Here is a 25,992-nt window from a genome sequence, read left to right as displayed (position 1 = left end):
ATTTCATCGTGACCGACCAGAACACTCGTATCCGTGTTGCACTTGTTGACGACCACCGAATGTTGCTGGGCGCACTGACCGAGTGGATCACCAACGCCGCCGATGACATCGATATGGTCGCGGCCGTGCCCACCTGGCCCGAACTGATCACCCATCCGGAGTTCCCGGTCGATGTCGTGCTGCTCGATCTCGATCTCAAAGACAACATCCCGGTGTCGCTGAAAATCAACACCCTGCGCACTACCGGAGTGAGGGTCGTGTTGATGAGCACATACTCCGAGCCCAACGTCGTTCGCGAGGCGCTCGCTGCCGGTGCACTCGGCTACCTCGTCAAGAGCGAGGATGCCGGAATGATCGTCGAGGCAATCCGCGCCGCATCCAAGGGCGAGTCGTTCGTCTCTGCCGAACTCGACCTTGCTCTCAACGCGGGTGAGGTCGGCGGATCACCGAAGCTGAGCGCGCAGGAGCGCAGGGTCATGGCCCTCTACGGCGGTGGTGAGCCGGTGAAGGCGGTGGCATTCCAGCTCAGCATTTCCGAAGAAACGGCCAAGAGCTACCTCAAGCGCATCCGCGAGAAGTACCGCGTGGCCGGATTCGATGTCGGCACGAAAGTTGCCCTTCGCAAGCGGGCCATCGAAGATGGCATCCTCGTCGAGTCAGATCTGCCGCGCCAGTTCTAGCGCGGCGCTAGCGCCGTCGGCGCACCCCACCATCTCGGCTGGACTCCCCGGCTCCGACAAGCGCGCCGCTCATCGGAGCGGAACTTCTCGGTGACAGTCGCGGGCATCCGGCCATGGATCCGGCGAAGGCATCCGGTCCCGCCCGGGCGATAGTCGTGAAACTGGGGTGCCGCACCCCAGCCTCGTCCTGACGGCCGTCCCCACCGAGATCGGCGACAGAATCCTCAATAGAGCGCCCGACCAGGCGCAGTCCACGCTGCAGGGCGGCCTTGACACCTCATCATTTCCCCGACCGACTGTAAAGGTAGGGCCGCAGCCCATCAGGCTTGGAAATGCGGATCGGGCAACGTCAAGAACGTCATACGGTATGTAAAGGTCAGGATCACGTTGGGGCGCCCCGGAGATGGGCTCACTTACTGGGCTGCTCCCTATATTCGTGCGGAAGGGATCGGCTACTTCGGCCGGATTGGTCTGAAAGGGCAGCAGAGAAAGGCATCAGCTCGACACCGTCGGTCACGCTGAACATGACGCCAAGCCCCTCGGCGTTCACCTTGATGCCCAATCCCGGACCGTCCGGCGCGCATCCGGGACAACCGGCAGAGCGTGGGGCCAGCCAGCGACATGCTCGTCTGTTCAGTCACTCATGGACGAGGCTTTCCGAACGTTCTCGGGGCGTGTGTTGGCGGCCAGGTGGCTCACTGGGGCGGTGACGATGTCACCGCCCCAGTGCATCCTCAACCGAGACCATCATGTCGAGCTCCTGCATGAGGTCGCGCATGCATTCCGTCTGGGTCAACCCACCGACACGGCTGATCTCAATGTTGATCGACGCCGCCCCGGCGACCTTCTTCGCATGGAAGACGTATTGCTGGGTCATGATCGACACGTCCAATATGAGCGGCGGCGCAGAATGCCTCCTGGCAAAGATGCAATCCTCTGTTGGGCGGCACGGCTGCAGGATGAAGACCGGGAGGCCGGCAAGACCGCGTATTGCAACCTGTACGGCCCTGAGGTTTAAACCCCCTATCAGAGTCGGTCATGATCAGCGTGTCCTGTTCGGTGACCTCGACGACTGCACGGGTTCTGGCCACATCGCAGTGGGGGTGGTCCACTGTGACTTGGAAGCGGTGGCTGCCGGCCTTCTTGCACTGAGAGACGAAGGCCGCTATCTCCGCCGGTGCTCCTGGTGGAACGGTCTCGTGGAGTGGGACTCCCTTATAAAACGCCGCAGAGAAGTAGTAAAACGGGCGCACCGGCTGCCTTCCCGAGAAGGTCCCACCGGGCCACATCGATTGCGGACTTGGCAAAGCCCCGCCCAAGAGGGTCCCGTTCATGAGCAGATAGATACTGCAGAGGTTCGGGGGGGGTCCGCCCCGATCAGGCGGAGCGCGAGGGTATACAACACGGCGCGCATCCCGGACCAGTGTCTGCAAGCACAAGTCGCCCACGGGGGTGATCTCGACCCGGCCTGATAACCCCTCAGTGGTCTGCACACGCACGAGCGTGCTGACCTCCGAGCTGGCTGCGCGGTTTCCCGAAATGACGTACTCGCCATAAGCATGATGCAGTTCGTAGCCAAAACAGTTAGTGGCCGTGATCCTCATCAATTACACGACCAATATCACGGATGGACGTCGACAGGTCGCGCGAAGTCTCCCCAGGTGAGCGAGTCTCCGGCGAGGTTGCGGTGCTGCGGCACTGCCCACGGGTTATCGTCGCGAAGTGGCTCGGGTAGCAGTTCTTGCGGCGCACCCTGGTAGCTGACCGGGCGGAGGAACCGCGCGATGGCCGCGGTTCCGACGGATGTGCTGGTGTCATTGGTCGTGGACGGCCACGGTCCCCCATGCTGCATTGCTGGCGATACTGCGACACCCGTGGGCCAGCCCCCGAACAGGACCCGACCGGCGTGCTGGGTCAGCCACTGGATGAGCGAACGCAGCCGCGCCGTATCCTCGCCAGAACCCATGTGGACCGTGCCGGTCAGGCTTCCCTCAAACAGCTGATCAGCCACCGCTGCGAGATCGTCATCGGGGTTATATTCGACCACAATCGACAGCGGCCCGAATGCTTCGTCCGTCAGGGTCTCACGCTGGGCAAGGAGGTCCGCCACGGAGATACTCACGATGGTGGGCGTCGCCCAACCCTGACCGAAGTCGTCGAAGCGCAACATTCCCTCGGCGAGAATAATGATGCCAGGCGTATTTAGAATTGCCGAGCGCCGGTCACGGAAGCCGGTAGCAATGCCCGGGTTCAGCATCCGGTGTTCATCAACAGCGACCGCCTTGGCGGCCAGCCGTTCGCCCATACCGTGACCGACTGGCACGAACAGGAAACCAGGCTTGGTACAGAACTGTCCTGCCGATGCTGAAACGCTCGTGACGAATCCGTCAGCGATAGCAGCGGCCTGCTCAACCAGGGCTGCCTGGGTCACAAAAGCTGGGTTCACGCTGCCGAGTTCTCCGTAGAACGGGATCGGCGCTGAGCGGGCGGCGGCGATGTCGGCGAGCATGCGTCCGACCCGGATCGAGCCAGTGAAGCTTCCCGCAGCGACCAAAGGGTGCTTCAACATCGCGACTCCCGCCTCTTGGCCCGAAATCAGCTGCAGCGTGCCGAGCGGTGCACCGGCAGCCTCGAGCGCACCGGCGACGACCTTCGCCGTGTGCGCGGAGAGCGATGGATGCCCAGAGTGTGCCTTCACGATGACCGGGTTGCCGGCCGCGAGCGCCGATGCGGTGTCGCCACCTGCGACTGAAAACGCGAACGGAAAGTTGCTGGCTGCGAAGTTCACGACCGGTCCGACCGGTATTTGATATCGGCGAAGGTCTGGTCGCACGCCCAATGCGAAGTCGCTGTCGGCCTCGTCGATCCGCACGTCAAGGTAGGCGCCGTCGAGGACGACCTCCGCAAATAGCCGCAGTTGCACCGCTGTGCGTTTAAGCTCTCCGGTCAGCCTCGCCTGTGAAAGACCAGTCTCGTCCATCCCAATAGCGACGAGCCTGGGTCCGGCCTCCTCAAGGGCCTCTGCCGCGGCAACGAGTGCCGCAGCACGCACAGACGGCGATATAGCCGCCCACGCCGGCGCGGCATCCGATGCACGGCGAGCGATCTGTTCGAGTTCATCTGCGGAGGTGTTCATGGCGCGCCCTAACATTGAGATCAGATCGGAGATGGGTTTTTGGGGTCAAGCAGTGCAGGCATCCGGACACCTCGATGTAGGCAACCCCCAGTCGGCGTCCGTTCGGGTGGATGGCTGGAAGATGGCGCCGCCCATAGCCGCCTGCCGGGCGACTCGTTCATCAGAAGGCAGCAAATATCGTGCAGTTGCTCAATGAAGTACGCTCGATCTTCATTCGTCGCGCCGGGGATCAATCCCACACTGCCGGTGGTAACACTGGTGGGCATCCCTTCGGTGTGCGACTCTACGGCGGTGAACATCAGTTGGGAACGCACTCTCTCCTCCTTCCCATCGGTCGCCAGGCCTGTCGAGGCTAGGCGGCGCGGCGGGAGGCGATGTAGTCGAGCGCCTTCTGCGTCTCGGCGCGGACAGTAGCTTCGTTCGCAGGGCTCAGCGGTCCGCGCGGGGGGCGGGTGGCGCCGCCGTAGCTTCCTCCAGCAATGTCGATGGAGAGCTTGATAGCCTGCACGAATTCGGTCTTGGAATCCCACCGAAATACCGTGACGAGGGCGGTGTAGAGTTCGCGGGCTTCGTCGATCTTGCCGGCCATGACCAGATCGTAGATCTCCACAGCCTCACGCGGAAACGCGTTCGGGTAGCCGGCGAACCAGCCGGTGGAGCCGACAACGAGCGATTCGAAAAGCAGGTCGTCTGCACCTGCGATGACGTCGATGTCGCAGAGTTCCTTGATCTCGAGCACGCGGCGGATGTCGCCGGAGAACTCCTTGATGGCGACGACCTCGGGGATGTCAGCCAGCTTTGCGACGAGGTGAGGGGTGAGGTCGCACTTGGTATCAAGGGGATTGTTATAGGCCATGATTGGCAGTCCGACTTCGGCAACACGCTGGTAGTGCTCGATGATTTCCGACTCGTTCGCCCGGTAGATGGTCGGTGGCAGGAGCAGAACGCCGTCGGCTCCGTCTTCCTTGGCGTACTCTGCCCACAATTTCGCCTGGTGCCACCCGACACCGTGGGCACCGGCCACGACCAGTCCGCGGCCGTCGACTACCTCGACGGCAACTTGGATCACTTTGCGCCGCTCCTCGTCAGTGAGTGAGGAGTATTCGCCGAGCGATCCGTTCGGGCCAACACCGCGACATCCGTTCTTGATCAGCCAGTCGCAGTGCATCGCAAATTTGTCGTAGTCGACGGCCAGGCCAGACAGCGCCGACGGGTCCGCCTTGAATGCGAGGGTTGTGGCGACGATGACGCCGCCGAGATCGAATGCCTGCTTGCTCATTTCGGCCCTTTCGTGGGTTCTTCGGTTGACTCGTTGGTCGAGCTTGTGTTGGTCACGGCGGCATGCTCGCTCGACTACCGGAAGCCCGCCGCAGCTGTTCGGTGCCTTCGGCGACGGTGGCCTTTCAGAGAGACGATGCGTGCTGGGTAACTGCCAGTTCATGGCCGGGCCCTGTGTCGGACGCGAGGAGGTTGCCCTTGCAGGCCGAGGACGTGCCACCGGCGGCTGTGGCGCGATCGACAACTGGCACGTCCCAACTGCCGCGGCGAGAGCGCGTGCCGCGCCAATGATGTCGGCGCCGACAATGATCACATCATTAGCCACGTCGCTCCTCGTCAATCCCTCACACTAATAATTCGATGGCATCTCTGCCCTTCGCTGCTTCGGCTAGCGCGCCTTTTACGAGCCGTCGGGATGAGTTAAAAATTCAGAGCAGATGGGCACTGCGACGGTCAGTCCCGAAACAGAGTCACTACCCTGCCTCGCGGTGCAACCTCACTTGTTCCTCGTCGAGGGTGACTCCCAAGCCAGGTCCGTGAGGGACTGACAGGCAACCATCGGTGAGCGGTAGCGCAAGCAAAGCGTCGTGCGGCGCTGCAAGCAGATTCCCGTGCAGACCGAGTTCCGTGAATTCCACCGCGTCTATTACGGTCATGGTTGACGCGGCGAGGTGAAGCTTCGCAGCGATCTCCAACCCGAGCCCCCACGCGGTGCCGAGGACACATCGCAATCCCGCGGCCTCCGCAATCGCGGCGACCTTTTTGGCGTTATAGAGGCCACCGACCTTGCCGAGCTTGATATTGAGAACGTCGGCGGCCTCGTGCCTCACAATCTGCATTGCATCGTGGATGGTAAAGCAACTCTCATCCGCTTCGATTGGGACATCGACGCTGCGCCGGACCGACGCCATGCCCTGCAGGTCCCACGCCGCCACCGGCTGTTCGAGGAGCTCCAATCCCACCTCGTAACGCTCGGCGAGGCGGCAGAACCTGATGGCTTCCTTGGGGGTGTAACCCTGGTTTGCATCGGCTCGAAGGGAAACCTCTGGTCCGACAGCCTCGCGAATCGCGCGTAGCCGATCCGCGTCAATCTCGGGATCAGCACCGATCTTCGGCTTAAAGGCGCGCACGCCCTTTTCCATGAACGCTAAGCATTCACGGGCCATGTCGTCGGGAGGGCCTCCTGCTATCTCAATTGCGACCATCACACGCGATTTGTGGAGTCCACCGATAAGCGCAGCAACAGGAACTCCCAGCGCTTTCCCAAGGAGATCATGGAGCGCCATGTCGATTCCCGCTTTCGCGCAGGAGTTACCGAGGTAGTCGATCAGCGAAGAGAGATACTCACGATCAAACGGATCTTTCCCGATCAACTGCGGCCCCAAGTAGTCTTCTACGCTGGCCTGGACCTCCTCTAGGGACTGTCCAAAGAATCCCATGTCAGCCTGAGCCTCGCCAACGCCGCTGAATCCTTCATCGGTTTCAATGTGAACCAGGATGTAGTCAAGACAAGGAGTTGGCCTTTTCGGCGTGATCCTGCTTCGCTTCCCATCCCAACCAATTTTCGTGCCGGCATTCTCGGTGGAGTAAGGCGCGGCCGGAATCGGTACGCGTATCGGCGTAGCAGTGACCTGGGTGATCTTCATTTTGCGATCAACATCAGCTCATGTGCGTGCTCGAGGAAGGCCCTGATCAGCGAGACCGTTGCGTCGATGTCATCCTGATGACAAAGCTGTACCGCGGAATGCATGTAAAGCACTGGGGCGCCGATCGTCGTCGCCATCGCCCCGGACTTTGTTCTCTGAATCTCCGACGCGTCCGTCCCGCCTCCGATATCGCGCTGAACCGGTATCTCGTGGCTTTCGGCGAGGTCAAGAAGGAATCGCACCAACCGCGGATCACCAATTGTTCGGCTGTCCATGACGTACACACCCGTGCCGTTGCCCATATCGCACGTTGGATCCCAATCTGCGTTTCGATATGGTCCTCTTGTGCAGCTGCCATCGACGGCGATACCGATATCTGGTTCGATCGCGTAGGCCGCCGGAACCATCCCCCTAACACCCACCTCCTCTTGTACCGTACTGACGGCATACACATCGACGGATATATCGCCGAGACCGCGCATCGCCTCGAGCAGGCAGTAAATCCCAATGCGATCGTCGAAGTTCCGCCCCGTGACGACCTTGTCGTTCAGACGATCGAGTTGGCCTAAAAACGTGATCGGATCTCCGATCTCTACCAGCCGCCGAACCTCCTCCGCGGGCCTTCCGAGATCGATGTACATCTCAGTGAGCGGAGGCGTGTGATCGGGCGAGCCGTGCTGGGTGGGTGCGACCACGCCTCGCACCAGCTCACGTCCGTAGATCAGCACGTGCTGAGCCATGATTGTCGGTCCGTGCAAGCCTCCCACGGGCTGGAACCTGATGTAGCCTTCCGGGCTGATGTGCTTCACCATCATTCCAACCTCGTCGGAATGGGCGGCAACGACAACACGTAACGGACGTACTGCTCCGTCAGGGACACTGGTCGCCCTCTTGATACCGATGACGTTTCCCATCCTGTCCTGACTCACTTCATCGCAGCAGCCACCCAAGACATCCGTCACCACGGCTTGAATCTCGTCTTCGAAACCCGAGATTCCTCGAGCATTACTGATGCGTGCGAGCAACTTGTCATCCATGTTGTCAATCTCCTATTGATACGAATCTGATCACTGCCGATGAAGCTCGTCGAACCGTCGACTACTGCTAGGTGACCATCCACCTCTCGAAGCCAGCGGCGTCGACCGTGAGTACCGAGCTTCTCGAGAATGACTCGCGCGAGAGCGAGATCTCTGTAGTTCCCTGAATGCTATCATCAGACAACCAGACCATTCATGGTCTGGTGCGGTCTGCATCAAAATTCGGTGATTGACCGGCCAACGAGCAGCCTTAGGAGCATCAGATCGTGATCGATAGCCCGTTGGTGCAGACCGACTTCACAGCCGAGGAAATCCGAGGACGACGACAGCGACTCGCGGCGAAACTTGACGGATCGCGCGCCCTTATCTCCGGTGCGCCCGTTCAGGCCGGATCGACAAGCTTCCGGCAGTCCAACGACTTCTACTACCTCACCGGAACCGAGGTGCCGCACTCCTACCTTCTTATTGACGCGGCGACAGGGACAAGCACGTTGTATTTGCCGCACCGCAACGCCGTAAGAGAAGCATCCGACGGGGTGTCTCTCGCGTATGAGGACACGGAACTGGCCGCAGCGGTAAGCGGAGTCGATGAGGTACGACCCGTCGAACAGTTGAGTTTCGACATCGCGCGCCCGCTGTTCCGAGGTCCGGCAAGCAATCGGCTGTTTGTGCCGTTTTCCCCCGCGGAACTGGCCAAGTCCAGTCGCGACGACTGTTTGATGAGGCGAGCTGCAGCTGTTTCTGATCCCTGGGACGGAGAATCAAGCCGGGAGGGTCGGCTGCTAGCTCATCTTCGCGACCGGTTCCCGCAGTTCACAGTGAGCGACCTGAGTCCGGCAATTGACGAGATGCGCTTGATCAAAAGCGAAGCTGAACTCGTTCTACTACGACGAGCCGGTGCACTCGCAGCGAAGGCAACCACGGCGGCCATGGCCGCGACTCGGGTTGGTCAGACTGAACGAGAAATCGCCGCCCTGACCTTGTATACCTTCATCTCAAACGGTGCCAGATCGGAGGGCTACGGATCGATCATCGCGTCGGGGCCAGCAATCCCCTTTGGTCACTACACTCGCAACACACGTACTTTTGGTGATGGGGAAATGATCCTGATGGATGCGGCCCCTGACGTCGGCTATTACACCAGCGACATGGGGCGAATGTGGCCCGTCAACGGTCGTTATGACCAAGAGCAAAGAGCATTGTACGGTTACATGGTCGAATACCATCAGACAACGCTTGCGGCAATTCGACCGGGCCGGACACCCGATGACGTAATGGACGAGGTCGCCGAAAAAATGCGCTCAAGGGTGGACGCCTACACATTCTCCTCCGCCGACGTCCGCCAGGGCGTTCTCGACACTTTGAGCTGGCGAGGACACCTATCCCACCCGGTGGGCATGGCCGTCCACGACAATGGCCAGTACTTCGGGCGTCCGCTCGAAGAGGGCATGGTTATCTCTATTGATCCTTCCATGTGGGTTCGCGATAGGAAGATATACGTACGCGTCGAAGATACTGTCGCAATAACCGCACACGGTATCGAAAATTTTACAGACGGCACGCCGCTGAATTTAGATGAGGTAGAAACTCTCATCAATTCGTCTGAGCGTTGAATTGATTGGGAGGATCCGCTTATCTTTAACGTAGTGACCAGCAATTCCCTCCCGCAGCGCGTGGCGCGGCAAATCATTTCACGGATTGTTCTCGGTGACTTGAAGCCGAATCAGCTACTCCCGACTGAGGAAGAGTTGTGTGAACAGTTCGGTGTGAGCCGCTCGGTAATCCGCGAAGCGATGCGCACAGTTTCGGGCGTTGGAATGACTCGAAGTCACCAAGGACGCGGAACGATCGTCCTCGACGCAAGGTCATGGAATGAGTTCTCGCCAGAGATCCTTCAGGTCCGGGTGGAGGTGGGAGCTACCGGTGAGTTTTTCGTAGATTTTATTGAACTTCGCACGATTCTCGAATCTCAGGCGGCGAGCCTGGCGGCCGAGCGCGCAGAACCGTCGCAACTCGACGAGATGCGCGCCTCCCTCCGTGCCATGGAAGTGGCGCTCGACGACCGCGATTCCTTCGTTGCTGCCGATCTTGATTTCCACAATGCTATCGTCTTCGCGGCCGGCAATATGATGATTGTTCGACTATTTGATCTTCTCCAGCCGATGCTGCGAATAGTTAGGGAACGGGGTTACCATCCGGACATCGATGGCGAGCCGCGTGATCGGCAGGTCGATGTGCTCGAGCACCGCAAGGTGTTCGAGCACATCGAAGAAGGAGACGCTCACGGCGCCAAGCAAGCCATGACCGAACATCTGAGGTGGGTCGCGCGTCGCGAGATCGCTGACCCACAGCGGAGCGTTAAGCCACGCGCTGACAAGACCGCTCGCGAGCGATGACGATTTCAGCTCCGTCGGGTGTCTTGGCTTCGAACGGAGATAGCACGTCGACGGCCGACTGAATTTGCTTGCCCCCGCCTGCGGTCAGTAGGACTCCGCCGGCAGTTGCCTTAGGCGTCCAACCATTCCCCTTCGAATCGCCCCGAGCCGCTTCCAGACCGAGTCCTCACACCAGAGGATCGTGTTGCCGTGGCTCATCTTCTTTCTGCTCAGGGTGCTCAGCGTTGTGGCCGTTGCCCTCGAAAGGATTGCGGGGGATGGAGGCCACAAGTCTTCGGGTGTATTCATCTCGCGGATTGTCAAGTACTTCTGACACGGGCCCCTGCTCGACGATTACGCCATTGTGCATGACGTAGACACGGTCAACCACCTGTCGTACCACCGCCAGATCGTGAGTGATGAACAGATAGCTGATCCCGAGGCGTTCACGAAGGGACCGGAGCAAGTTCAGCACCTGGGCTTGAACTGAGACGTCGAGGGCCGAGACCGGCTCGTCGCAGACGAGAAGGCTGGGACCGACTGCGAGTGCTCGCGCGATGGCGACCCGCTGGCGTTCACCACCCGAAAGCGCTTTGGGAAGCCGCGATCGGTAGGAGGCCGGGAGACCGACAATTTCGAGCAGTTCATCTACGCGTTTCCGCATTGGCATGTCCGCAGATGTCTTCGAGACCTGCATTGTCTCGATGAGTGTTGCGGAAATCGTCTGCCGCGGGTCGAGAGAGGAGTATGGATCCTGAAAGACAATCTGCGCGGTCCGCCGTAATGCCCTGCGCATCGTGACAGTAAGCGTCGCGGGATCGTGCGCGGCGATGCCTCCTAACTGTATGGTCCCGGAGGTTGGCGTTTCGAGCCCCACGATGCATCTCCCCAGCGTGGTCTTCCCCGATCCGGATTCTCCTACAAGCCCGACGCTCTCATCCTTGCCGACGGTGACGTCTACTCCGCGAAGAGCGCGAACGGGTTCTAGCCCACGCCGAGCGGGCGGATAAGTTTTCGTCAGCCCGCTGACCGTCAAGAGCGGTGTGCCGACAGGCTCGCCCAGCACGAGCTCCGGGGCCGCAGCAGACCTCTGCGTGCGCACCCCGCGCATCTCGGTCTGTATCTCGTCGAGCCTGATGCACGCCGAGTGGTGGAGAGGGGCGACCAACTGCAGCGGCGGCTTCGCGGCAACACACTCGACTTGGCTCCACCGACACCTGGCGGCGAAGGCGCACTGGTCGTGGACGGAATCCGGGGGCGGAACAGACCCGTCAATCGCCGTGAGGGTGGCTGCGCGACGGTCAAGTGGTGGGTCAGACAACAGCAGTCCGAGCGTGTAGGGGTGTTGTGGATCCTTTGCCACCATCTCGGCACGCCCAGACTCGAGGATCGAGCCCGCGTAAAGGACATAAACGCGATTGCAGATCGAGAAGGCCACCCTGAGGTCGTGGGTGATCAGAATAAGCGACATCTGGCGCGAGGCCTGTAGCGACTTGAGCAGGTCGAGTATCTCGGCTTGGGTGGTAACGTCCAGCGCAGTGGACGGCTCGTCGGCGATGAGGATGTCGGGATCTCGTGCAAGAGCTGAGGCCAACGCTACTCGTTGGCGCATCCCTCCGGAGAGTTGAAACGGATAGCGCTCGGCAACTTGCGAGTCTCGAATACCTACCTCCGCCAGCCGACGCACCGTCTCCTCCCGCACCTCGCGTCGGGATGCCCTCTTGAGTGGGCCAAGCCGCAGTCCCTCTTCGATGTGAGCTCCACATCGCATCAACGGGTTAAGCATCGTGAACGGGTCCTGGAGCAAAAGAGAGATCCCTCCGCCCCGGATGCCCTGCATTTCGCGCTGGCTTGACTTACACAGGTCTCGACCCTGCCACATGATGCTGCCGGTCGTCGTCACCCGCGGGGGCAGTAGCCGCATGATCGCCCTCATGGTCATAGATTTGCCGCTACCGGATTCACCGACGATTCCGATTGTCTCGCCGATTCCGACAGTGAAACTGACGTCGTCGAGGATCGCACGTGGGCCATCCTGTGCTTCGAACACCATAGAGAGGTTACGAACTTCGATCGCCGGGGAAATGCTGTCCCAGCGGCTGGGGTTGGGTGTTGTGATCGTCACCGTGAGGAATATCTTTCGTAGAGCCAGTCGCCAATAAGGTTCATGGAGACCGCGAGCAGGATGATGAGCACGGCGGGGACCAATGCCGCGGAAGGATTAATGAAAAGGAGCTGCTGACCATCGGCGAGGAGTGTTCCCCACTCCGGGGCTCCAATATCAGATCCAAGCCCCAGGAAGGCCAGACCGGAGAGCGCAACCAGCGCCCCGGAGAAGTCGATCGCCAAGTCCGACACGAGAATAGGTGAAATGTTAGGAAAAATGTGCCGGAACATGATCCGCCAAGGGGGTACGCCCACCGCCCGTGCCGCCTCGATGTATGCGAGATTTCGTTCCCTCAAGGCCGCGCTGCGAACGATGCGGATGTCGCCCTGGACGTTAAGGAAGCTGAGCACGGCGATCGCCATCCAATAGCCCCCTCCCAGTAGTGCTACGACGACAATGGCAATGAGAAGGCCCGGCAGCGCGAACATGAAGTCGACAATGCGCATGATGACAGAATCGGCGAGACCACCTGAATAACCTGCGTAAATACCGAGCAGCGAGGAAACGACCAGGCCGCTGACCGCGACGACGAGCGGCCCCAGCAGCGCCGTAGATGATCCGGCGATGATCCGGCTGAACACATCGCGGCCAAGAAAGTCAGCCCCGAGCAGGTGATCAGGGGAGGGCGTAGTTCCAATTGAGTAAAGATCCTGCTGCAACGGCGGGTACGGCATGAAGAGCGAGCCGAAGATGCTCGTCACGACAACAAGCAGTACGTACACGATTGCGAGAAACGTGGAGATCGGGAGGCGCCTCTTGCGTCCGACTCGAGCGGAGGGTCGGATCAGGCTCGCGGTGGTGGTCACTGAGCCACCTTCCCGAATCCGACCCGCGGGTCGACGATCGCGTACATGGCGTCGATGATCAGGTTGGCGAAGACGATCCAAGCCGCGATGATGAGCACCAGCCCTTGCACAACCGGAAAGTCCACGTTCACAACGGAACTGACGAGCAAACCACCAAGGCCCGGAATACCAAACACCGTCTCCACGAACACCGTCCCGGTCAAGAGGCCGATCAATACCAAACCGATGCCCGTAATAATGGGTACCAGGGAATTGCGCAGGGCATACCGCACCAGCACGGTCCAGAATCCAAGCCCCCGCGCGCGGGCGAACGTGACGTAGTCCTCCGAAAGGTTCTCCAGCATCGATGCCCGAGTTAGTCTCGTGATGAAGCCCAGGGGTCCTAACGCCATGACAAAGCAGGGCAGCACGAGGTGGGAAAACAGGCTCCCAGGGCTTCCGTCGCCGACTCCGACGATCGGGAACCATCCCAGCACATATCCAAATACAAACAGCGCCACGATAGCGATCACGAAGTGCGGTGCCCCGCTCCAGAAGACGTTAAGACCTACCACGAACCGGTCGGCCCAACTGCCCCGCCGATAGGCGGCGATGATGCCCATCGGGACGCCGACGACTAGACACAGACACATGCCGACAAGATTGAGGATCAATGTGACCCCGAGCCTTTGCCCGATTCCGGCGGACACAGACTGGCTGGAGGCAATCGAGATACCGAGGTCGCCGCGCGCCGCGTGGCTCAACCATATCCAGTATTGCTCGTAAAGCGGTTTGTCGAGATTGAACTTCGCTTGCAGCGCCGCAATCGTCTCCGCACTGGGCGACTTGCCCTGAAGGAGCGCAGCGATGGGGCCGCCGGGGATGAGGCTCTGCAGAATGAATACGAAAAACGTGACTGCGATGGCCAAAGGGACCAGCAACGCAATGCGCTTGAGTAGATAGATACCGATGGCTTTCGAGGGCATGCTGGCTTTCCTCCATTCTCGAGTGCGCGGGTGGGGTGCTGTCACCCCACCCGCGCATTACCTACTTGAGCGAGATTAGGTCCGTCCAGATCTGTTGCGCGTACCAGGTACCGACGCCTTTCGCGTTGCCGCCTTTCTTTACAGCGACCGGGTACTGACCCCAGGCGATAGGAATACTCGGCACGAACTTCGCTGCGGCAACCTGGGCCTCCAGTACCATCTGTGCACCTTTTTCTGAGTCGGTGGAAGCTTGCGCCTCTGTAATCAGCGCGTCGACTTTCGGATCGCGAAGGTTAGACGAGTTGTTGCCGTTCTGAACCGCCTGCTCGCTGCTGTAGTACTGCCACGCCATTTGTGCAGAATCCGGGGCGTCAGGCGTGTTGCTGATGATCTGTACACCGAGGTTGGGGGCATGGTCCATGATGATCTGAAAACGCGGACCACCCTGCATCAGATTGAGGGTTACATTGACTCCGATCTTCGCCCAGTCCGCCTTGACTGCTTGGCAGATCGCTTCGAGTACCGCTGACTGAGGGACGTTGAGCGTCAGGTCGAAGCCATCCGGTACAGATGACATGGCCAGTTCCTGCTTAGCTTTGCTCACGTCGTACGGGAACGTTTCAATTTGTTCGTAGGAGCTGTCTACTACTCCCTTATCCAAAGCCGCAGCGAAGATGCTCGGATCGTTGGCGGTGGTGGACACTGTGCCAAGACCTCCTAACAACCCATCGACTATTGCTTTGCGATCGGTGGCGTAATACAGCGCTTTGCGAACGTGGATGTCGCTATACGGGGCTTGCGTCATGTCCAACGTCAAACCTGTCCAGCGCAGACCCGAGAATGTGGAAACGTCGGCTGCCGCCTTCCACAGGCCAATCGACGCGGACGGTACAGAAAAGGTGCCGTCGATTTCTCTCGTGTTCATTGCCAAAAGCATCGTCTGGGGGTCCGGGATAATTTTGAAGGTGATTTTGTCATACTTCGGCTTGTCGCCTATGAACTTCGGGTTGCGTACCAAGACGACCTGCGAGTCCGGAACGAACTCAGACACCATGTACGGTCCACTGCCGATGGGCAAAGTCTCAGGCGTTCCATACGTGGCCAACGACGCCTCGACAGACTTCTTTTGGTAGACATATCCGGTGATGCTCGCAGGAAGGAACTGCCAGAGCGAGTCCGCCTTTTTGAGCTTCACTGTAACGACGTCACCGTCGTAGGTCACCGAATCGACGTTGCTGAAGAGGCCCCCCTCCTGGGAGGCGACCTTCGGGTCGAGCTGCAGATTGAGAGAGAAGGCAACATCCTCAGCAGTGACCTTGTCTCCGTTCGAAAAGACTGCTTTGCCGATCGTGTACTCGTAAGTTGTGCTGTCTACGGCTTCCCACTTGGAGGCTACACCCGGCTCAAGCTTGCCTTCATTGCTGATGTTCAGAAGCTGGCTCTGAATGAGAGACATGACGCTCGAACCGTCTTGGGAATAATTCGACGGCGCGAATAAACTTCTTGGGCTTATCGCCAGTCCCCATGTCAATGACGGGGCTGTGGCAGCAGCGCTGTCAACCGCGCTCGGCGAGGTGGTGCACCCACTGAGCGCGAGCACCGCGCCGGTGACCACTGCGACCATGCCGAGGATCCAGCGGCGGGGCCGCCTGATCCCCTTGTGCTCTGCAAATCTGGATTTCATCCTGGGTCCTCCCGCTAGTCAGTTCGTTCTCAGCTGTCGTTGCCGTCCGACGCGCTTGCTGCTTGCGTGCAATAAGGATGAGGTAACGGCGCTGTCTCCGTGAAGTTATCAGACAACCGGACGATAGTCCATGCGAGCGCCGCTGTTTCGCACCTCATCTTTGTGATGAAGCATGGAGGACGACGCCATAACGCGGGCTTTCGAGAGTGTGGAGCCTCGGTACCGATTGGGATGATGTCATAACCAAATTGGACCTTGTTCGTCCGCGGCTCGACGCCAATTTGCCAGTTCCGCTCTGGTGCTATGAGAATTTTTAGGTTGCCGTTAACATCTTCAGGTTGTCCGCTCTCTCCCCTATTCTGCGAGCGATTCTGACGTCTGGATTTTCTCGAGGCGTTTAGCATCAGCACCAATCAATCTCATCTCGTCGTAGTCGACCGACAGCCTCATTGCAATTTTCGGAAGCAGCGACTCGGTTTCAACAGTGTGTCCAAACAGCACGCTGATTGGGCGAAATTCACTATTTTGGATCTCCATCCCTTTGAAATACTCCAACAAAAGCACCAATTCTCCGTCGCATCCGTCGGATCGTCGACTTCGACAGCCCGCTGCGATCGGCCATCTACGTCCTCGACCAATGCGTCGCGTTTTTCGGCGTCGACTCCAACGTCGCCACGACGACCGCCTCGACCCGGTCAGCGGTGATCATTGCAGGGCGCTCTGGACGCGGCTCATCGACCAGAAATCGAGGCGGTCCTGCACACAGCGGGCACACCATCTGCTGACCGTATTAGTCGAGCAGCCCACCCGCTTGGCCACCGCCTTGTTATCCAGACCCCCACCGCGGCCGAGGACAATCCGTGACCGCAACGCCAACGCCTGCGACGACTTCGCCCGCCGGGACCAACCCAGCAATTGCTCCCGATCCTCATCGCTCAGGATCAGTTCAGCCTTCCTACATCCAATTCTTGGCATACCCCGTCCTACAACTTGCCCAGCGAATTTCAGGCGCAAGACACTGGAGGGCTCGACTCAGTCGAGGTTGGCGTCGGCGATGGCCCGCTCAAGACGCTCCACTTTGCCGGTGAGCTCCCCGACGTACCCCGGCCGGATGTCGGCTTTCAGCACCAGCGAGACTCGAGTGCCGTAGGCACCGACCGCCTCGGTGGCGCGGCGTATCACATCGAATACCTCATCCCATTCCCCCTCAATCGTGGTGAACATCGAGTCGGTGCTGTTCGGTAACCCGGATTCGCGCACTACCGTCACCGCCGCGGCGACCGCGTGGTGCACCGAATCACCGCCGCCCTCTGAACCGCTGGGTGCCACCGAAAATGCTACGAGCATGTCAACTCCTTGATAGTGAGACGCGACGGCGAAAGCGTGTCGCCATGACCAGTGACCGTATCGCCCAGCCCAGCAGCACAAATTCCAGCAGGTTTCGCAGGGAAAGGGCGACCAGCATGGCCGGATGCAGCATGACCAGATAGTCGTACAGATACGGATACAGCAGCTGGGTGAGGACCCCGATGGCCAGGGCCAGAATCGCGGGCGTCCTGAACGCTGCCGCGTCGGGCGACCCGAGGCTGGTCGCGAGCCCGAGCACGATCGGCACCGCGATCCACCCGATGAACTGGGGAGATCCGACCTTATTGAACGCGATGAGCGCCACCACCAGGGCAAGCGACAGCGAGGGAAGAACCTCAGCCGCCGGCGCCCTGGCGCGCATCGCCCGCACGCCGAGCAGCACGACGACAGCCACCACGACGACCAGCAGCGGCGTCATGAGGCTGGCCGCGACATCCACCCCCGCTCCTTTCATCTGGTACGTGATGATCTGGGAGTCGAAATACACCGCGGCGCCAGGCTGGCCCGCAAACGCCGCCCACATCCAGAAAGTAGTCACCGGTGCCTCGATCTGCAGCCCCCGACCGGTCTGCTCGGTGATGAAGCTGAACAGCCGCGCGCCGCTTCCCAGCAGCAGCGCCACCGTGACAATCGCCCCAGACACCAGCGCGCCGGAGAAAAGGATGCGCCATCGGCCGCGCAGGGTGACCAGCCCGGCGGCAATGAGCACAGCGGGCCACACCTTCACCCAGGTTGCGACCGCCAGTACGATGCCAGCGACTCGCGGCCGCGTCGCCAACAGCAACACACCGATAATGCCCAGCGAGACTGTCACCGCGTCGATTCGTGCGAGTGTGATCGGACCAAGGAGGAGGAGAAAGGCGAGCCACCACCAAGCGGCAGGAATGCGATTTCTCTTCGCGAGGAAGGCGAATGCACCGGCGTTCAATACTGTGACAAGGCCGAGCCACGCGACGACATAGTTCGCCGGGCCAAGCAGCGCCGCAATGACCATCGGAACGATAGCCAGAATGGGATAGACCCAGGCAACGTCGATCCCCACGACGATTCCGGCGTTGACGGCCTGCTCGGTCCACTGTCGGTACACGATCGACACGTCGTTCATGCCGGAGCCGGGGCCATACAGGCAGAGCCCCACCAGCCACGCATGCACCAGCACGAAACCGGCCCACGCGGCCACAGTGCTGTGCACAATGCCAGCGCCCACGACAGTGCGAGGCGCGGCATCCGTCATATCGACAGCGTAACGCGGTAATAATTCGACCCTGGGTCGCGCAACACATCACTGCTGCGCGATGATTGTCGAACACAGCCGCCCGAAGGAGCCCCCATGCCTCGAACGACCCTCCGAATCATCGCAGCAGTAGGCGCTGCCGCCCTTGCCCTCGGCGTCGCCGGGTGCGCCCCGGGCGCAGGGACTGCCGGAACTGACGCTGGCTTTGTCACCGAGGGAAAACTGACTATCGGCACGGGGCTGCCCGCCTACTACCCCTGGGTGATCGACGACGCGCCCGAAACCGGAGAAGGTTTCGAGGCCGCCGTGGGCTACGCCGTGGCCGAGGATCTCGGTTTCGCCAAAGAAGATGTGGTCTGGGTGCGCTCAACATTCGATCAGGCCGTCGCTCCCGGGGCCAAAGACTTCGACTTCAACCTCCAACAGTTCTCCATCACCGAGGAGCGCAGGGCCAACGTCGACTTCAGTTCACCGTATTACGAGACAACACAGGTGGTCATCACAACGGCGGCATCGAAGGCGGCGGATGCGACATCCATTGCCGATCTGAAAGGTCTGCTGATCGGTGCCCAGACCGGCACCACCAGCTTTGACGCCGTTGAGCAGCAGATCGCGCCCACGGCCGGCGCGCAGGTTTTCAACACCAACGACGATGCGAAACTCGCACTCGAGAATGGAACTGTCGATGCGATCGTCGTCGACCTGCCGACGGCCTTTTACCTCACGGGCGTGGAGCTGACCGACGGCATCATCATCGGCCAGTTGCCCCGGGGGGAGGGTTCAGGCGATGCCTTCGGCCTCGTTCTCGCCAAAGACAGCCCGCTCACCGCGCGCGTCACGGCGTCAGTCGATGCCCTGCGAGAAAACGGAACTCTGCAAAAGCTTGCTGACACGTGGCTGGCGGATGCGGCTGACGCACCCCTGCTCAAGTAGGCCCCGCACCTCGGCTAGCGTGGACGCGTGAGTTTCAGCGACCTCCCGGCCCGGCAGCCGAGCTCCGTCGAACTCGGGCGTCGGGCCTTCCGTCGGCGCCAGGGCATGACCTCAGTGGCGATCAGCCTTGCCAGCACCATCGTGCTTGCGACCGTCGCGTGGATAACTATCGTGAACACGCCGGGCTGGGCGAGGGTACAGCAGACCTTCTTCGACCCGTCGGTCGCGCTGCAATCACTCCCCAGGGTCTGGGACGGGTTCCTGCTGAACCTGCGGGTGCTGCTGTTCGCCGCTGTGGGAGTGATCGTTCTGAGTATCATCATCGCCGCGATCAGGACGCTGCGGGGGTCGATCTTCTTCCCGCTCCGAGCCCTCGCGGCGGGCTACACAGACCTGTTCCGCGGCCTGCCGCTGATCATCACGCTCTATCTTGTGGGGTACGGCATCCCCGGGCTGCTGGGAGCGGATGGGCCTCGCATCCCCTTGGAAGTGCTCGGAACAGTCGCGCTGGTTCTCACCTATTCGGCCTACGTCTCTGAGGTCTTCCGGGCGGGCATCGAGGCGGTGCATCCATCCCAAAGGCTGGCGGCTCGTGCCCTCGGGCTCGGCCACGGCAAGACCATGCGACTCGTGGTGCTTCCCCAGGCCGTGCGCAAGGTGACCCCGGCGCTGATGAACGATTTTGTCGCCATGCAAAAAGATGTCGGCCTGATTTCGGTGCTCGGCGCCATCGACGCGGTGCGCGGCGCCCAGATCGAGACCGCACATTTTTTCAACTACACCCCGTATGTGGTGGCCGGGCTGCTGTTCGTGCTCCTGGCGCTCCCGCTCATCAGGCTCACAGACTGGGTTTCGGCACGACTCAGGGCCCGCGAGCAAAGTGGCGGCATCGTATGAACGACACCGCCGTGCTGCGGCTCGACAACATTCACAAGTCCTTCGGCGACACCGCGGTGCTTCGCGGCATAGACCTCTCGATCAACTCGCACGAGGTTGTCGCCGTCATCGGCTCCAGTGGATCCGGCAAATCCACACTGCTGCGCACCATTAATCTTCTCGAGCACATCGACGACGGCCAAATCTGGTTGCAGGGTGTCGATATCAGCGACCCGACGACCAAATCGGATGCGGTTCGGGCCCGCATCGGCGCGGTTTTTCAGAGCTACAACCTGTTCCCGCACCTGAGCGTGCTCGACAATGTCACACTCGCCTCGCGTCATGTGCTCAGGATGCCCCGCGCCGAGGCCGAGGCGCGGGGACTCGAGCTGCTCGAGCGTGTGGGGCTGGCCGCGCAGGCGAAGGCCTTTCCGGATCGTTTGTCCGGAGGCCAGCAGCAGCGTGCCGCCATCGTGCGAGCCATCGCCACGAGCCCCGAACTGCTGCTGCTCGACGAAATTACTAGCGCACTCGACCCCGAACTCGTCACCGAGGTGCTCGACCTGGTGCGTGCGCTGGCGGCCGATGGCGCGACCATTGTCATGGCGACCCACGAGATGGCGTTCGCCCGGGATGTCGCAGACACCATCGTCTTCCTCGACCACGGCATCATCGCCGAGCGGGGCACCCCCGCCGAGGTGTTCGGCTCGCCGCGCGAGGCTCGCACCCAGGAGTTCCTCGGTCGCTTCCTCACGTAGGTCGCGTCAGTCGCGCAGCAACTCCGCGATCGTCGCGGGCACGGCGGCCGCAAGGCTGAGGATCGTGAGCGGACCGCCGCTCGAGGCACGCTCGGCGGCGAGGCCATGCACCACTGCCGCGGTCGCTGCCAGTCGGGCGAGCTCTGCCGGGTCATCCTGGATCTGCTGCGCGTGAGTGGCGACCAGCGCACCGAGGATGCCCGCGAGCGCATCACCTGCCCCCGCCGTCGCCAGCCAGGTTGGCGCCGTCGCGACACGGAGCGAGATTCCCGGTCCGGCGATGTAGGTGGTGTGGCCTTTGAGCAGCACCGTGACGCCGAGGTCGTCGGCCGCCGTGCGCGCCCACGCGGCCGGGTCGGCCGCGATGGCAGCACGGTCGGCGCCCAGCAGCCGCGCCAGTTCGCGATAGTGCGGGGTCATGACGACGGGCCCGGCAGCCTGGGCGTGGAGGTCCAGCGCTCCCCCATCAAGCACCACCGCTACGGGCTGCGAGAGCGCCTGCACCATCTGGTCGAGGCTGTCGCGCTCGAGGTGATCCATCCCGGAGCCCATCAGCCAGGCCTGCACACGACCGGCGTTGGTGACCGCTTCCGGCCGGCGCTGCAGCACGAGGTCGGCGGCCCGCGGCGGGCCGAGGTAGCGCACCATGCCCACGCCGGTGTGCAGCGCCGCCTCCACTCCGAGCACGGCGGCACCCGGATACATCAGTGAACCGGTAATCACTCCGAGCACGCCTCGAGAGTACTTATCGTCGCCCTCCCGCGGCACGGCTATTCGCCCTGCGGCGTCCTCTGCGGTCCACGCCGTGTATACATCCATGGGTCTCACGATAGTTTGGAGTCGTGGCTATCAGCATCCCCAACCGCGTAGTCGTTTTCGACTATGGCGAGGTGATCTCTCGCTCGCCGAGCGACGCTGACACGAGTGCACTCCTGGCCATCTCCGGTTGCGATGCCGAACCGTTCTGGCGCTCGTACTGGGCCCACCGCGACGATCTGGACCAGGGCACCGTCAGCATCCCCGAGTATTGGGCGCTCGTCGCAGCAGACCTCGGGGTCAGCTGGCGCGCATCCCGAGTGCATGAGCTCTGGGTGGCCGATTTCCGCAGTTGGTGGAGCATCCAACCCGGCACCGTCGACCTGATCGAGCAACTGCATGAGGGCGGAACCCGCCTCGCGATCCTCTCTAATGCCGGTTTCGACTTCGCGAGCGGATTTCGACGCTCGCCCATGGGCAGATTTTTCGAGCGTGTTTTTGTCAGCGCCGAGATGGATGCGATCAAGCCAGATCCGGCGATTTACGTCGAGGTCGCCGACGGGCTCGGTATCGATCTCGCGCAGATGGTCTTCGTCGACAATAAGTCGATCAACACCGATGCGGCGCTTCAACTCGGAGTGACGGTGCACCATTTCACGAGTGTGGAAGGTCTTGGGGCCTTCCTGCGTTCACTCTCGTCATGACCTCTCTGTTTTCCCCTCTCACTCTTCGTGGCACCACCTTTCGCAACCGGCTCTGGGTCGCACCGCTGTGCCAGTATTCGGTCGAGAAACGGGATGGCGTGCCCACCGACTGGCACCTGGTGCACCTCGGCTCCTTCGCGCTCGGCGGTGCCGGTCTGGTGATGACCGAGGCCACCTCGGTGAGCCCGGAGGGTCGCATCTCACCGCAGGACACCGGCCTCTGGAACGACGACCAGCGCGACGCCTGGGCTCGCGTTGTCTCGTTCATCAGGTCGCAGGGCGCCGTGGCAGGCATCCAGCTCGCTCATGCCGGGCGTAAGGCGTCCACGGCGCGTCAGTGGGATCACCATCGCGGCACCTGGTCGCCCGAGGATGGTGGCTGGGAGCCTGTCGCCCCGTCGGCGATCGCCTTCGACGGATACGCCACTCCGCGTGCGCTCGATGCGTCCGAGCTGGCAGGTATCGTCGCCGACTTCGTGGCAAGTGCCCTGAGAGCCCTCGATTCCGGATTCCAGCTGATCGAGATCCACGCGGCACACGGCTACCTCGTGCACCAGTTCCTTTCCCCCCTCTCCAATCACCGCACCGACGAGTACGGCGGCGGCCTCGAGAATCGCGCCCGCCTGCTCCTGGAGATCGTTGCGGCCATCCGTGCCGCGGTCGGAACCGAGGTTCCCCTCCTGGTCCGCTTCTCCGCTACCGATTGGGCCGAGGGTGGATGGGACCAAGAGCAGACCGCGACCGTTGCGGGCTGGGCTCGTGATGCAGGCGCCGACTTCTTCGATATCTCGACCGGTGGCCTGGTGAGCGGGGTGCGCATCCCGTTGACTCCCGGTTACCAGGTTCCGTTCGCAGAGTTCGTGCATAAGACCGCAGACGCCCCCGTCAGCGCTGTCGGACTGATCACGGAGGCTCGTCAGGCCAACGACATTATCGAGTCCGGCCAAGCCGATGCGGTGATGATGGGTCGCGAAATGATGCGTGATCCGCATTTCGCATGGCGGGCTGCCGCCGAACTCGGCGTCGAGCTCGGTTATTACCCGCCGCAGTACGAACGGGCGCGCTGGAGCTATGAGAAACGCGCCAGCGTTTCCGCAGGCGCCGCGAAGACCGCAGTGCCAGCGCCGAGGGAGCCTGCGACCGAGGATTCGGCCTAGTTGCGCCTAGTAGCGTCCTGCACTTCGCCGACGAGTTCCTCGATGATGTCTTCCAGGAACAACACTCCGCGGGTGGCGCCGTTCTCATCGAAGGCCCGAGCGACGTGCACGCCTGAGTGGCGCATCGTGGCGAGGGCATCTTCGAGGTCGGTGCCGCGGAAGATCGAAATCAATTGCCGGATGCGCTTCGGTGCGACAGGTTCGGTGTATTCGTCACCGTCGACGTCAATAACGTCTTTGAGGTGCAGGTAACCGGTGGGCTCCCCATCATCATTGATCAGGATGTAGCGGGAGAATCCGTGCCTCGCGACGGACTTCTCCACGTCTGCCGGAGTGGCATCCTCGGGAAGTGTGACGAGCGCGGTCATCGCGATGGCGATATCCCGAACCTTCTTAGAGGTGAACTCGAATGCGGCGTTGAGTGTGCCGCCGGAATCGTTGAGCACGCCCTCCCTGGTCGACTGTGCGGCGATCGTCGCCACCTCGTCGAGGGTGAAGACACTGTTTGCCTCGTTCCTGGGTTCGACCCCGACCAGCCGCAGGATGGCGTTAGCGGTCGCATTAAGGGCAACGATGATGGGTCGGAACACGGTGGCCACGAACACCAGCGGCGGTGCCAGGATCAGCACCGCCCGATCCGGAACCGAGAACGACAGGTTTTTCGGCACCATCTCTCCAAGCACGACATGCAGGAATGACACGATGAGCAGGGCGATGATGAACGCGATGGTCCCCATCACCTCTTCGGGCAGGCCGGTGAGCGCCAGCGGTATTTCGAGCAGGTGATGGATGGCCGGTTCTGACACATTCAGGATCAGCAGCGAGCACACCGTGATACCGAGCTGGCAGGCGGCGAGCATCAGGGTCGCGTGCTCCATCGCCCAGAGCGCGGTCTTCGCCGGGCGGGAGCCCGCTTCGGCGAGCGGCTCGATCTGGGATCGTCGTGCTGAGATGACAGCAAACTCTGCGCCGACGAAGAAGGCGTTGATACCGAGCAGCACGAACAGCCAGACGATTCCCCACGCATCCATTAGCGCTCCCCCCCGGCAGATTCGCTTCGGGGGGTGTACCGCACGCGGTCGATCCTGCGGCCATCCAGTCGCTCGATTCGGAAGGTCCCCGCAGCAATGTCGACGGTGTCGCCCACCATCGGCAATCGCCCGAGCTCGCTCATCAACCATCCGGCCACGGTCTCGAACGGGCCTTCCTCCGGCACGACCACGGAGGTGCGTTCCAGCAGCTCGTCAGGGCGAAGGATGCCGGGGAACGTGAACCAGTCGCGCGAGCGCACCACGTCTGCCTTGGTACGGTCGTGCTCGTCCGACACCTCGCCCACCAGCTCTTCGACGAGATCCTCCAGGGTGGCAAGCCCCGCGGTGCCGCCATATTCATCCAACACCACGGCCATCTGGTAGCCCCGACCCCGGAGTTCGGCGAGCAGCGAATCCAGTTTCATCGTTTCTGGGACCCGCAGTGCCTCTGATTGAAGCGCAGACACGGGAACCTTCGACCGCTTCTTGCGGGGAACAGCCACGGCCTGCTTCACATGCACGAAGCCCACCACGTCGTCGATGCTGTCGTCGAGCACGGGGAAGCGCGAGAATCCTGTGCGGCGGGCGAGGTCGATGACATCCTGTGCCGTGTCACTGCGATCGATGCTGGCCAGCCGAGGACGGGGTGTCATGACATCCTGTGCGGTGTGGTCGGCAAAGGCGAGGGTACGTGCAAGCAAAGTCGCGGTGTCACGGTCGAGGCTGCCTTCGCTGGCAGAACGGCGCACCAGCGAGGTGAGTTCTTCGGCAGTCCTGGCCCCAGAGAGCTCCTCTTTGGGCTCAATACCGATCGCGCGCAAGATGCCGTTGGCCGTGTTGTTCAGGAGGCTGACCGCGGGTTTGAATACGGTGGTGAACACCACCTGGAACGGCACCACGATCTTGCCCGTTGCCCGCGGCAGGGCAAGCGCGAGGTTTTTCGGAACCAGCTCGCCGATGATCATCGACAGCAGGGTGGCGATGAGGATGGCGATGAGAGTCGACACGATATAGACCGCCGCCTCAGGCAGGAACCCGGAAAAGACCGGCCTGAGCAATGCGCTGAAGGCGGGCTCCAGCGTGTACCCCGTGAGCAGAGTCGTCAATGTGATACCGAGTTGCGCGCTGGACAGGTGAGTCGACGTCTTCCTGAGCGCGGAAATGACCATACCGAGCCCGCGCTCGCCGCGAGATTCGCGCACCTCCAGATCGGCGCGATCGAGGTTCACGAGAGCAAACTCCGAGGCAACAAAGAATCCCGTGCCCACGGTAAGAAGAAGGCCGACCCCGAGCAGGATCAGTTCATTCATATGAGACCAGCGACAGGGCGGCTACTGGGAGGGTCGTCCATTATCTAGCCAAGTGTACCGGTGATCACTGCGAGACGGACGCCTACGGGTA

The 25,992-nt window shown here is 61.5% G+C and carries 24 protein-coding genes; 8 read left to right on the top strand and 16 right to left on the bottom strand.

The genetic code is table 11. The features are described 5' to 3' along the window. Positions 1 to 8 precede the first annotated feature (8 nt). Positions 9 to 680 carry a response regulator transcription factor gene (locus RMN95_RS14235; RefSeq protein ID WP_309617570.1) on the top strand — a complete coding sequence of 224 codons (672 nt, stop codon included), beginning with the start codon at positions 9 to 11 and terminating at the stop codon, positions 678 to 680. Between the two features lie 715 nt (positions 681 to 1,395). Here the strand turns inward: RMN95_RS14235 and RMN95_RS14230 are convergent. The 6 genes from RMN95_RS14230 to RMN95_RS14210 form a co-directional block, all read right to left on the bottom strand. Further along, on the bottom strand, positions 1,396 to 1,557 hold the full coding sequence (locus RMN95_RS14230) for a hypothetical protein (RefSeq protein WP_309617569.1): 162 nt from the start codon (positions 1,555 to 1,557) through the stop codon (positions 1,396 to 1,398). A 338-nt stretch (positions 1,558 to 1,895) separates the two neighbouring features. Further along, positions 1,896 to 1,967 carry a hypothetical protein gene (locus RMN95_RS17195; RefSeq protein ID WP_397545299.1) on the bottom strand — a complete coding sequence of 24 codons (72 nt, stop codon included), beginning with the start codon at positions 1,965 to 1,967 and terminating at the stop codon, positions 1,896 to 1,898. Between the two features lie 334 nt (positions 1,968 to 2,301). After that, positions 2,302 to 3,816 (bottom strand): aldehyde dehydrogenase (NADP(+)), encoded by a 1,515-nt coding sequence (locus RMN95_RS14225; RefSeq protein WP_309617568.1) that lies wholly within the window; start codon positions 3,814 to 3,816, stop codon positions 2,302 to 2,304. Between the two features lie 352 nt (positions 3,817 to 4,168). Beyond that, positions 4,169 to 5,095, bottom strand: coding sequence for a dihydrodipicolinate synthase family protein (locus tag RMN95_RS14220; protein WP_309617567.1), 927 nt, complete (start codon positions 5,093 to 5,095; stop codon positions 4,169 to 4,171). 472 nt (positions 5,096 to 5,567) lie between these two features. Beyond that, complete coding sequence (locus tag RMN95_RS14215) at positions 5,568 to 6,740, bottom strand: enolase C-terminal domain-like protein (RefSeq protein WP_309617566.1); 1,173 nt, start codon at positions 6,738 to 6,740, stop codon at positions 5,568 to 5,570. Continuing rightward, entirely contained in the window at positions 6,737 to 7,777 is a 1,041-nt protein-coding gene (locus tag RMN95_RS14210; protein WP_309617565.1) for a hypothetical protein, read from the bottom strand. Before RMN95_RS14210 ends, RMN95_RS14215 begins: the two co-directional genes overlap by 4 nt. Before the next feature lie 266 nt (positions 7,778 to 8,043). Here RMN95_RS14210 and RMN95_RS14205 point away from each other — a divergent pair, with 266 nt between their 5' ends. Beyond that, entirely contained in the window at positions 8,044 to 9,390 is a 1,347-nt protein-coding gene (locus RMN95_RS14205) for a Xaa-Pro peptidase family protein (protein ID WP_309617564.1), read from the top strand. Between the two features lie 33 nt (positions 9,391 to 9,423). Further along, positions 9,424 to 10,173: a FadR/GntR family transcriptional regulator gene (locus RMN95_RS14200; protein ID WP_309617563.1), complete on the top strand. Its 750-nt coding sequence runs from the start codon at positions 9,424 to 9,426 to the stop codon at positions 10,171 to 10,173. 166 nt (positions 10,174 to 10,339) lie between these two features. On the opposite strand, the gene RMN95_RS14195 is transcribed toward RMN95_RS14200, so the two are convergent. From RMN95_RS14195 to RMN95_RS14165, 7 genes are all read right to left on the bottom strand, one after another. After that, on the bottom strand, positions 10,340 to 12,277 hold the full coding sequence (locus RMN95_RS14195; RefSeq protein WP_309617562.1) for an ABC transporter ATP-binding protein: 1,938 nt from the start codon (positions 12,275 to 12,277) through the stop codon (positions 10,340 to 10,342). Next, positions 12,274 to 13,125, bottom strand: a complete 852-nt coding sequence (locus RMN95_RS14190; protein WP_309617561.1) for an ABC transporter permease — start codon at positions 13,123 to 13,125, stop codon at positions 12,274 to 12,276. The genes RMN95_RS14195 and RMN95_RS14190 overlap by 4 nt, the downstream gene beginning before the upstream one ends. After that, positions 13,122 to 14,090, bottom strand: coding sequence for an ABC transporter permease (locus RMN95_RS14185; protein WP_309617560.1), 969 nt, complete (start codon positions 14,088 to 14,090; stop codon positions 13,122 to 13,124). The genes RMN95_RS14190 and RMN95_RS14185 overlap by 4 nt, the downstream gene beginning before the upstream one ends. A gap of 61 nt (positions 14,091 to 14,151) precedes the next feature. Beyond that, the gene (locus RMN95_RS14180; RefSeq protein ID WP_309617559.1) at positions 14,152 to 15,774 is read right to left on the bottom strand and encodes an ABC transporter substrate-binding protein; all 1,623 of its coding nucleotides are present in this window, start codon (positions 15,772 to 15,774) and stop codon (positions 14,152 to 14,154) included. A gap of 354 nt (positions 15,775 to 16,128) precedes the next feature. Further along, positions 16,129 to 16,338, bottom strand: a complete 210-nt coding sequence (locus RMN95_RS14175) for a hypothetical protein (RefSeq protein ID WP_309617558.1) — start codon at positions 16,336 to 16,338, stop codon at positions 16,129 to 16,131. A 468-nt stretch (positions 16,339 to 16,806) separates the two neighbouring features. Continuing rightward, positions 16,807 to 17,121, bottom strand: a complete 315-nt coding sequence (locus RMN95_RS14170; RefSeq protein WP_309617557.1) for a thiamine-binding protein — start codon at positions 17,119 to 17,121, stop codon at positions 16,807 to 16,809. A gap of 1 nt (position 17,122) precedes the next feature. Continuing rightward, positions 17,123 to 18,376, bottom strand: a complete 1,254-nt coding sequence (locus tag RMN95_RS14165) for a glycosyltransferase 87 family protein (protein ID WP_309617556.1) — start codon at positions 18,374 to 18,376, stop codon at positions 17,123 to 17,125. A 96-nt stretch (positions 18,377 to 18,472) separates the two neighbouring features. Between RMN95_RS14165 and RMN95_RS14160 the strand changes: the two genes are divergently transcribed. From RMN95_RS14160 to RMN95_RS14150, 3 genes are all read left to right on the top strand, one after another. Beyond that, positions 18,473 to 19,309: an ABC transporter substrate-binding protein gene (locus RMN95_RS14160; RefSeq protein WP_309617555.1), complete on the top strand. Its 837-nt coding sequence runs from the start codon at positions 18,473 to 18,475 to the stop codon at positions 19,307 to 19,309. Positions 19,310 to 19,414: 105 nt separating this feature from the next. After that, on the top strand, positions 19,415 to 20,206 hold the full coding sequence (locus RMN95_RS14155; protein ID WP_397545102.1) for an amino acid ABC transporter permease: 792 nt from the start codon (positions 19,415 to 19,417) through the stop codon (positions 20,204 to 20,206). Next, the gene (locus RMN95_RS14150; protein ID WP_309617553.1) at positions 20,203 to 20,943 is read left to right on the top strand and encodes an amino acid ABC transporter ATP-binding protein; all 741 of its coding nucleotides are present in this window, start codon (positions 20,203 to 20,205) and stop codon (positions 20,941 to 20,943) included. The genes RMN95_RS14155 and RMN95_RS14150 overlap by 4 nt, the downstream gene beginning before the upstream one ends. 6 nt (positions 20,944 to 20,949) lie before the next feature. Here the strand turns inward: RMN95_RS14150 and RMN95_RS14145 are convergent, their stop codons facing one another. Beyond that, positions 20,950 to 21,762 (bottom strand): ADP/ATP-dependent (S)-NAD(P)H-hydrate dehydratase, encoded by an 813-nt coding sequence (locus tag RMN95_RS14145; RefSeq protein ID WP_309617552.1) that lies wholly within the window; start codon positions 21,760 to 21,762, stop codon positions 20,950 to 20,952. A 23-nt stretch (positions 21,763 to 21,785) separates the two neighbouring features. Here RMN95_RS14145 and RMN95_RS14140 point away from each other — a divergent pair, with 23 nt between their 5' ends. Both RMN95_RS14140 and RMN95_RS14135 read left to right on the top strand, forming a co-directional pair. After that, positions 21,786 to 22,403 carry an HAD family phosphatase gene (locus RMN95_RS14140; RefSeq protein ID WP_309617551.1) on the top strand — a complete coding sequence of 206 codons (618 nt, stop codon included), beginning with the start codon at positions 21,786 to 21,788 and terminating at the stop codon, positions 22,401 to 22,403. Next, positions 22,400 to 23,560 (top strand): NADH:flavin oxidoreductase/NADH oxidase, encoded by a 1,161-nt coding sequence (locus RMN95_RS14135; RefSeq protein ID WP_309617550.1) that lies wholly within the window; start codon positions 22,400 to 22,402, stop codon positions 23,558 to 23,560. Before RMN95_RS14140 ends, RMN95_RS14135 begins: the two co-directional genes overlap by 4 nt. Here the strand turns inward: RMN95_RS14135 and RMN95_RS14130 are convergent. Together RMN95_RS14130 and RMN95_RS14125 are read right to left on the bottom strand one after the other, a co-directional pair. Continuing rightward, positions 23,557 to 24,591, bottom strand: a complete 1,035-nt coding sequence (locus RMN95_RS14130; protein ID WP_309617549.1) for a hemolysin family protein — start codon at positions 24,589 to 24,591, stop codon at positions 23,557 to 23,559. The genes RMN95_RS14135 and RMN95_RS14130 overlap by 4 nt on opposite strands. Next, positions 24,591 to 25,901: a hemolysin family protein gene (locus RMN95_RS14125; protein ID WP_309617548.1), complete on the bottom strand. Its 1,311-nt coding sequence runs from the start codon at positions 25,899 to 25,901 to the stop codon at positions 24,591 to 24,593. The genes RMN95_RS14130 and RMN95_RS14125 overlap by 1 nt, the downstream gene beginning before the upstream one ends. Positions 25,902 to 25,992: the final 91 nt, after the last annotated feature.

It is taken from the genome of Salinibacterium sp., from assembly GCF_031364185.1.
Classification (GTDB): domain Bacteria; phylum Actinomycetota; class Actinomycetes; order Actinomycetales; family Microbacteriaceae; genus Rhodoglobus.
Note: the sequence above shows the minus strand (reverse complement) of the source record. Positions and strands in the feature narration are given on the sequence as shown.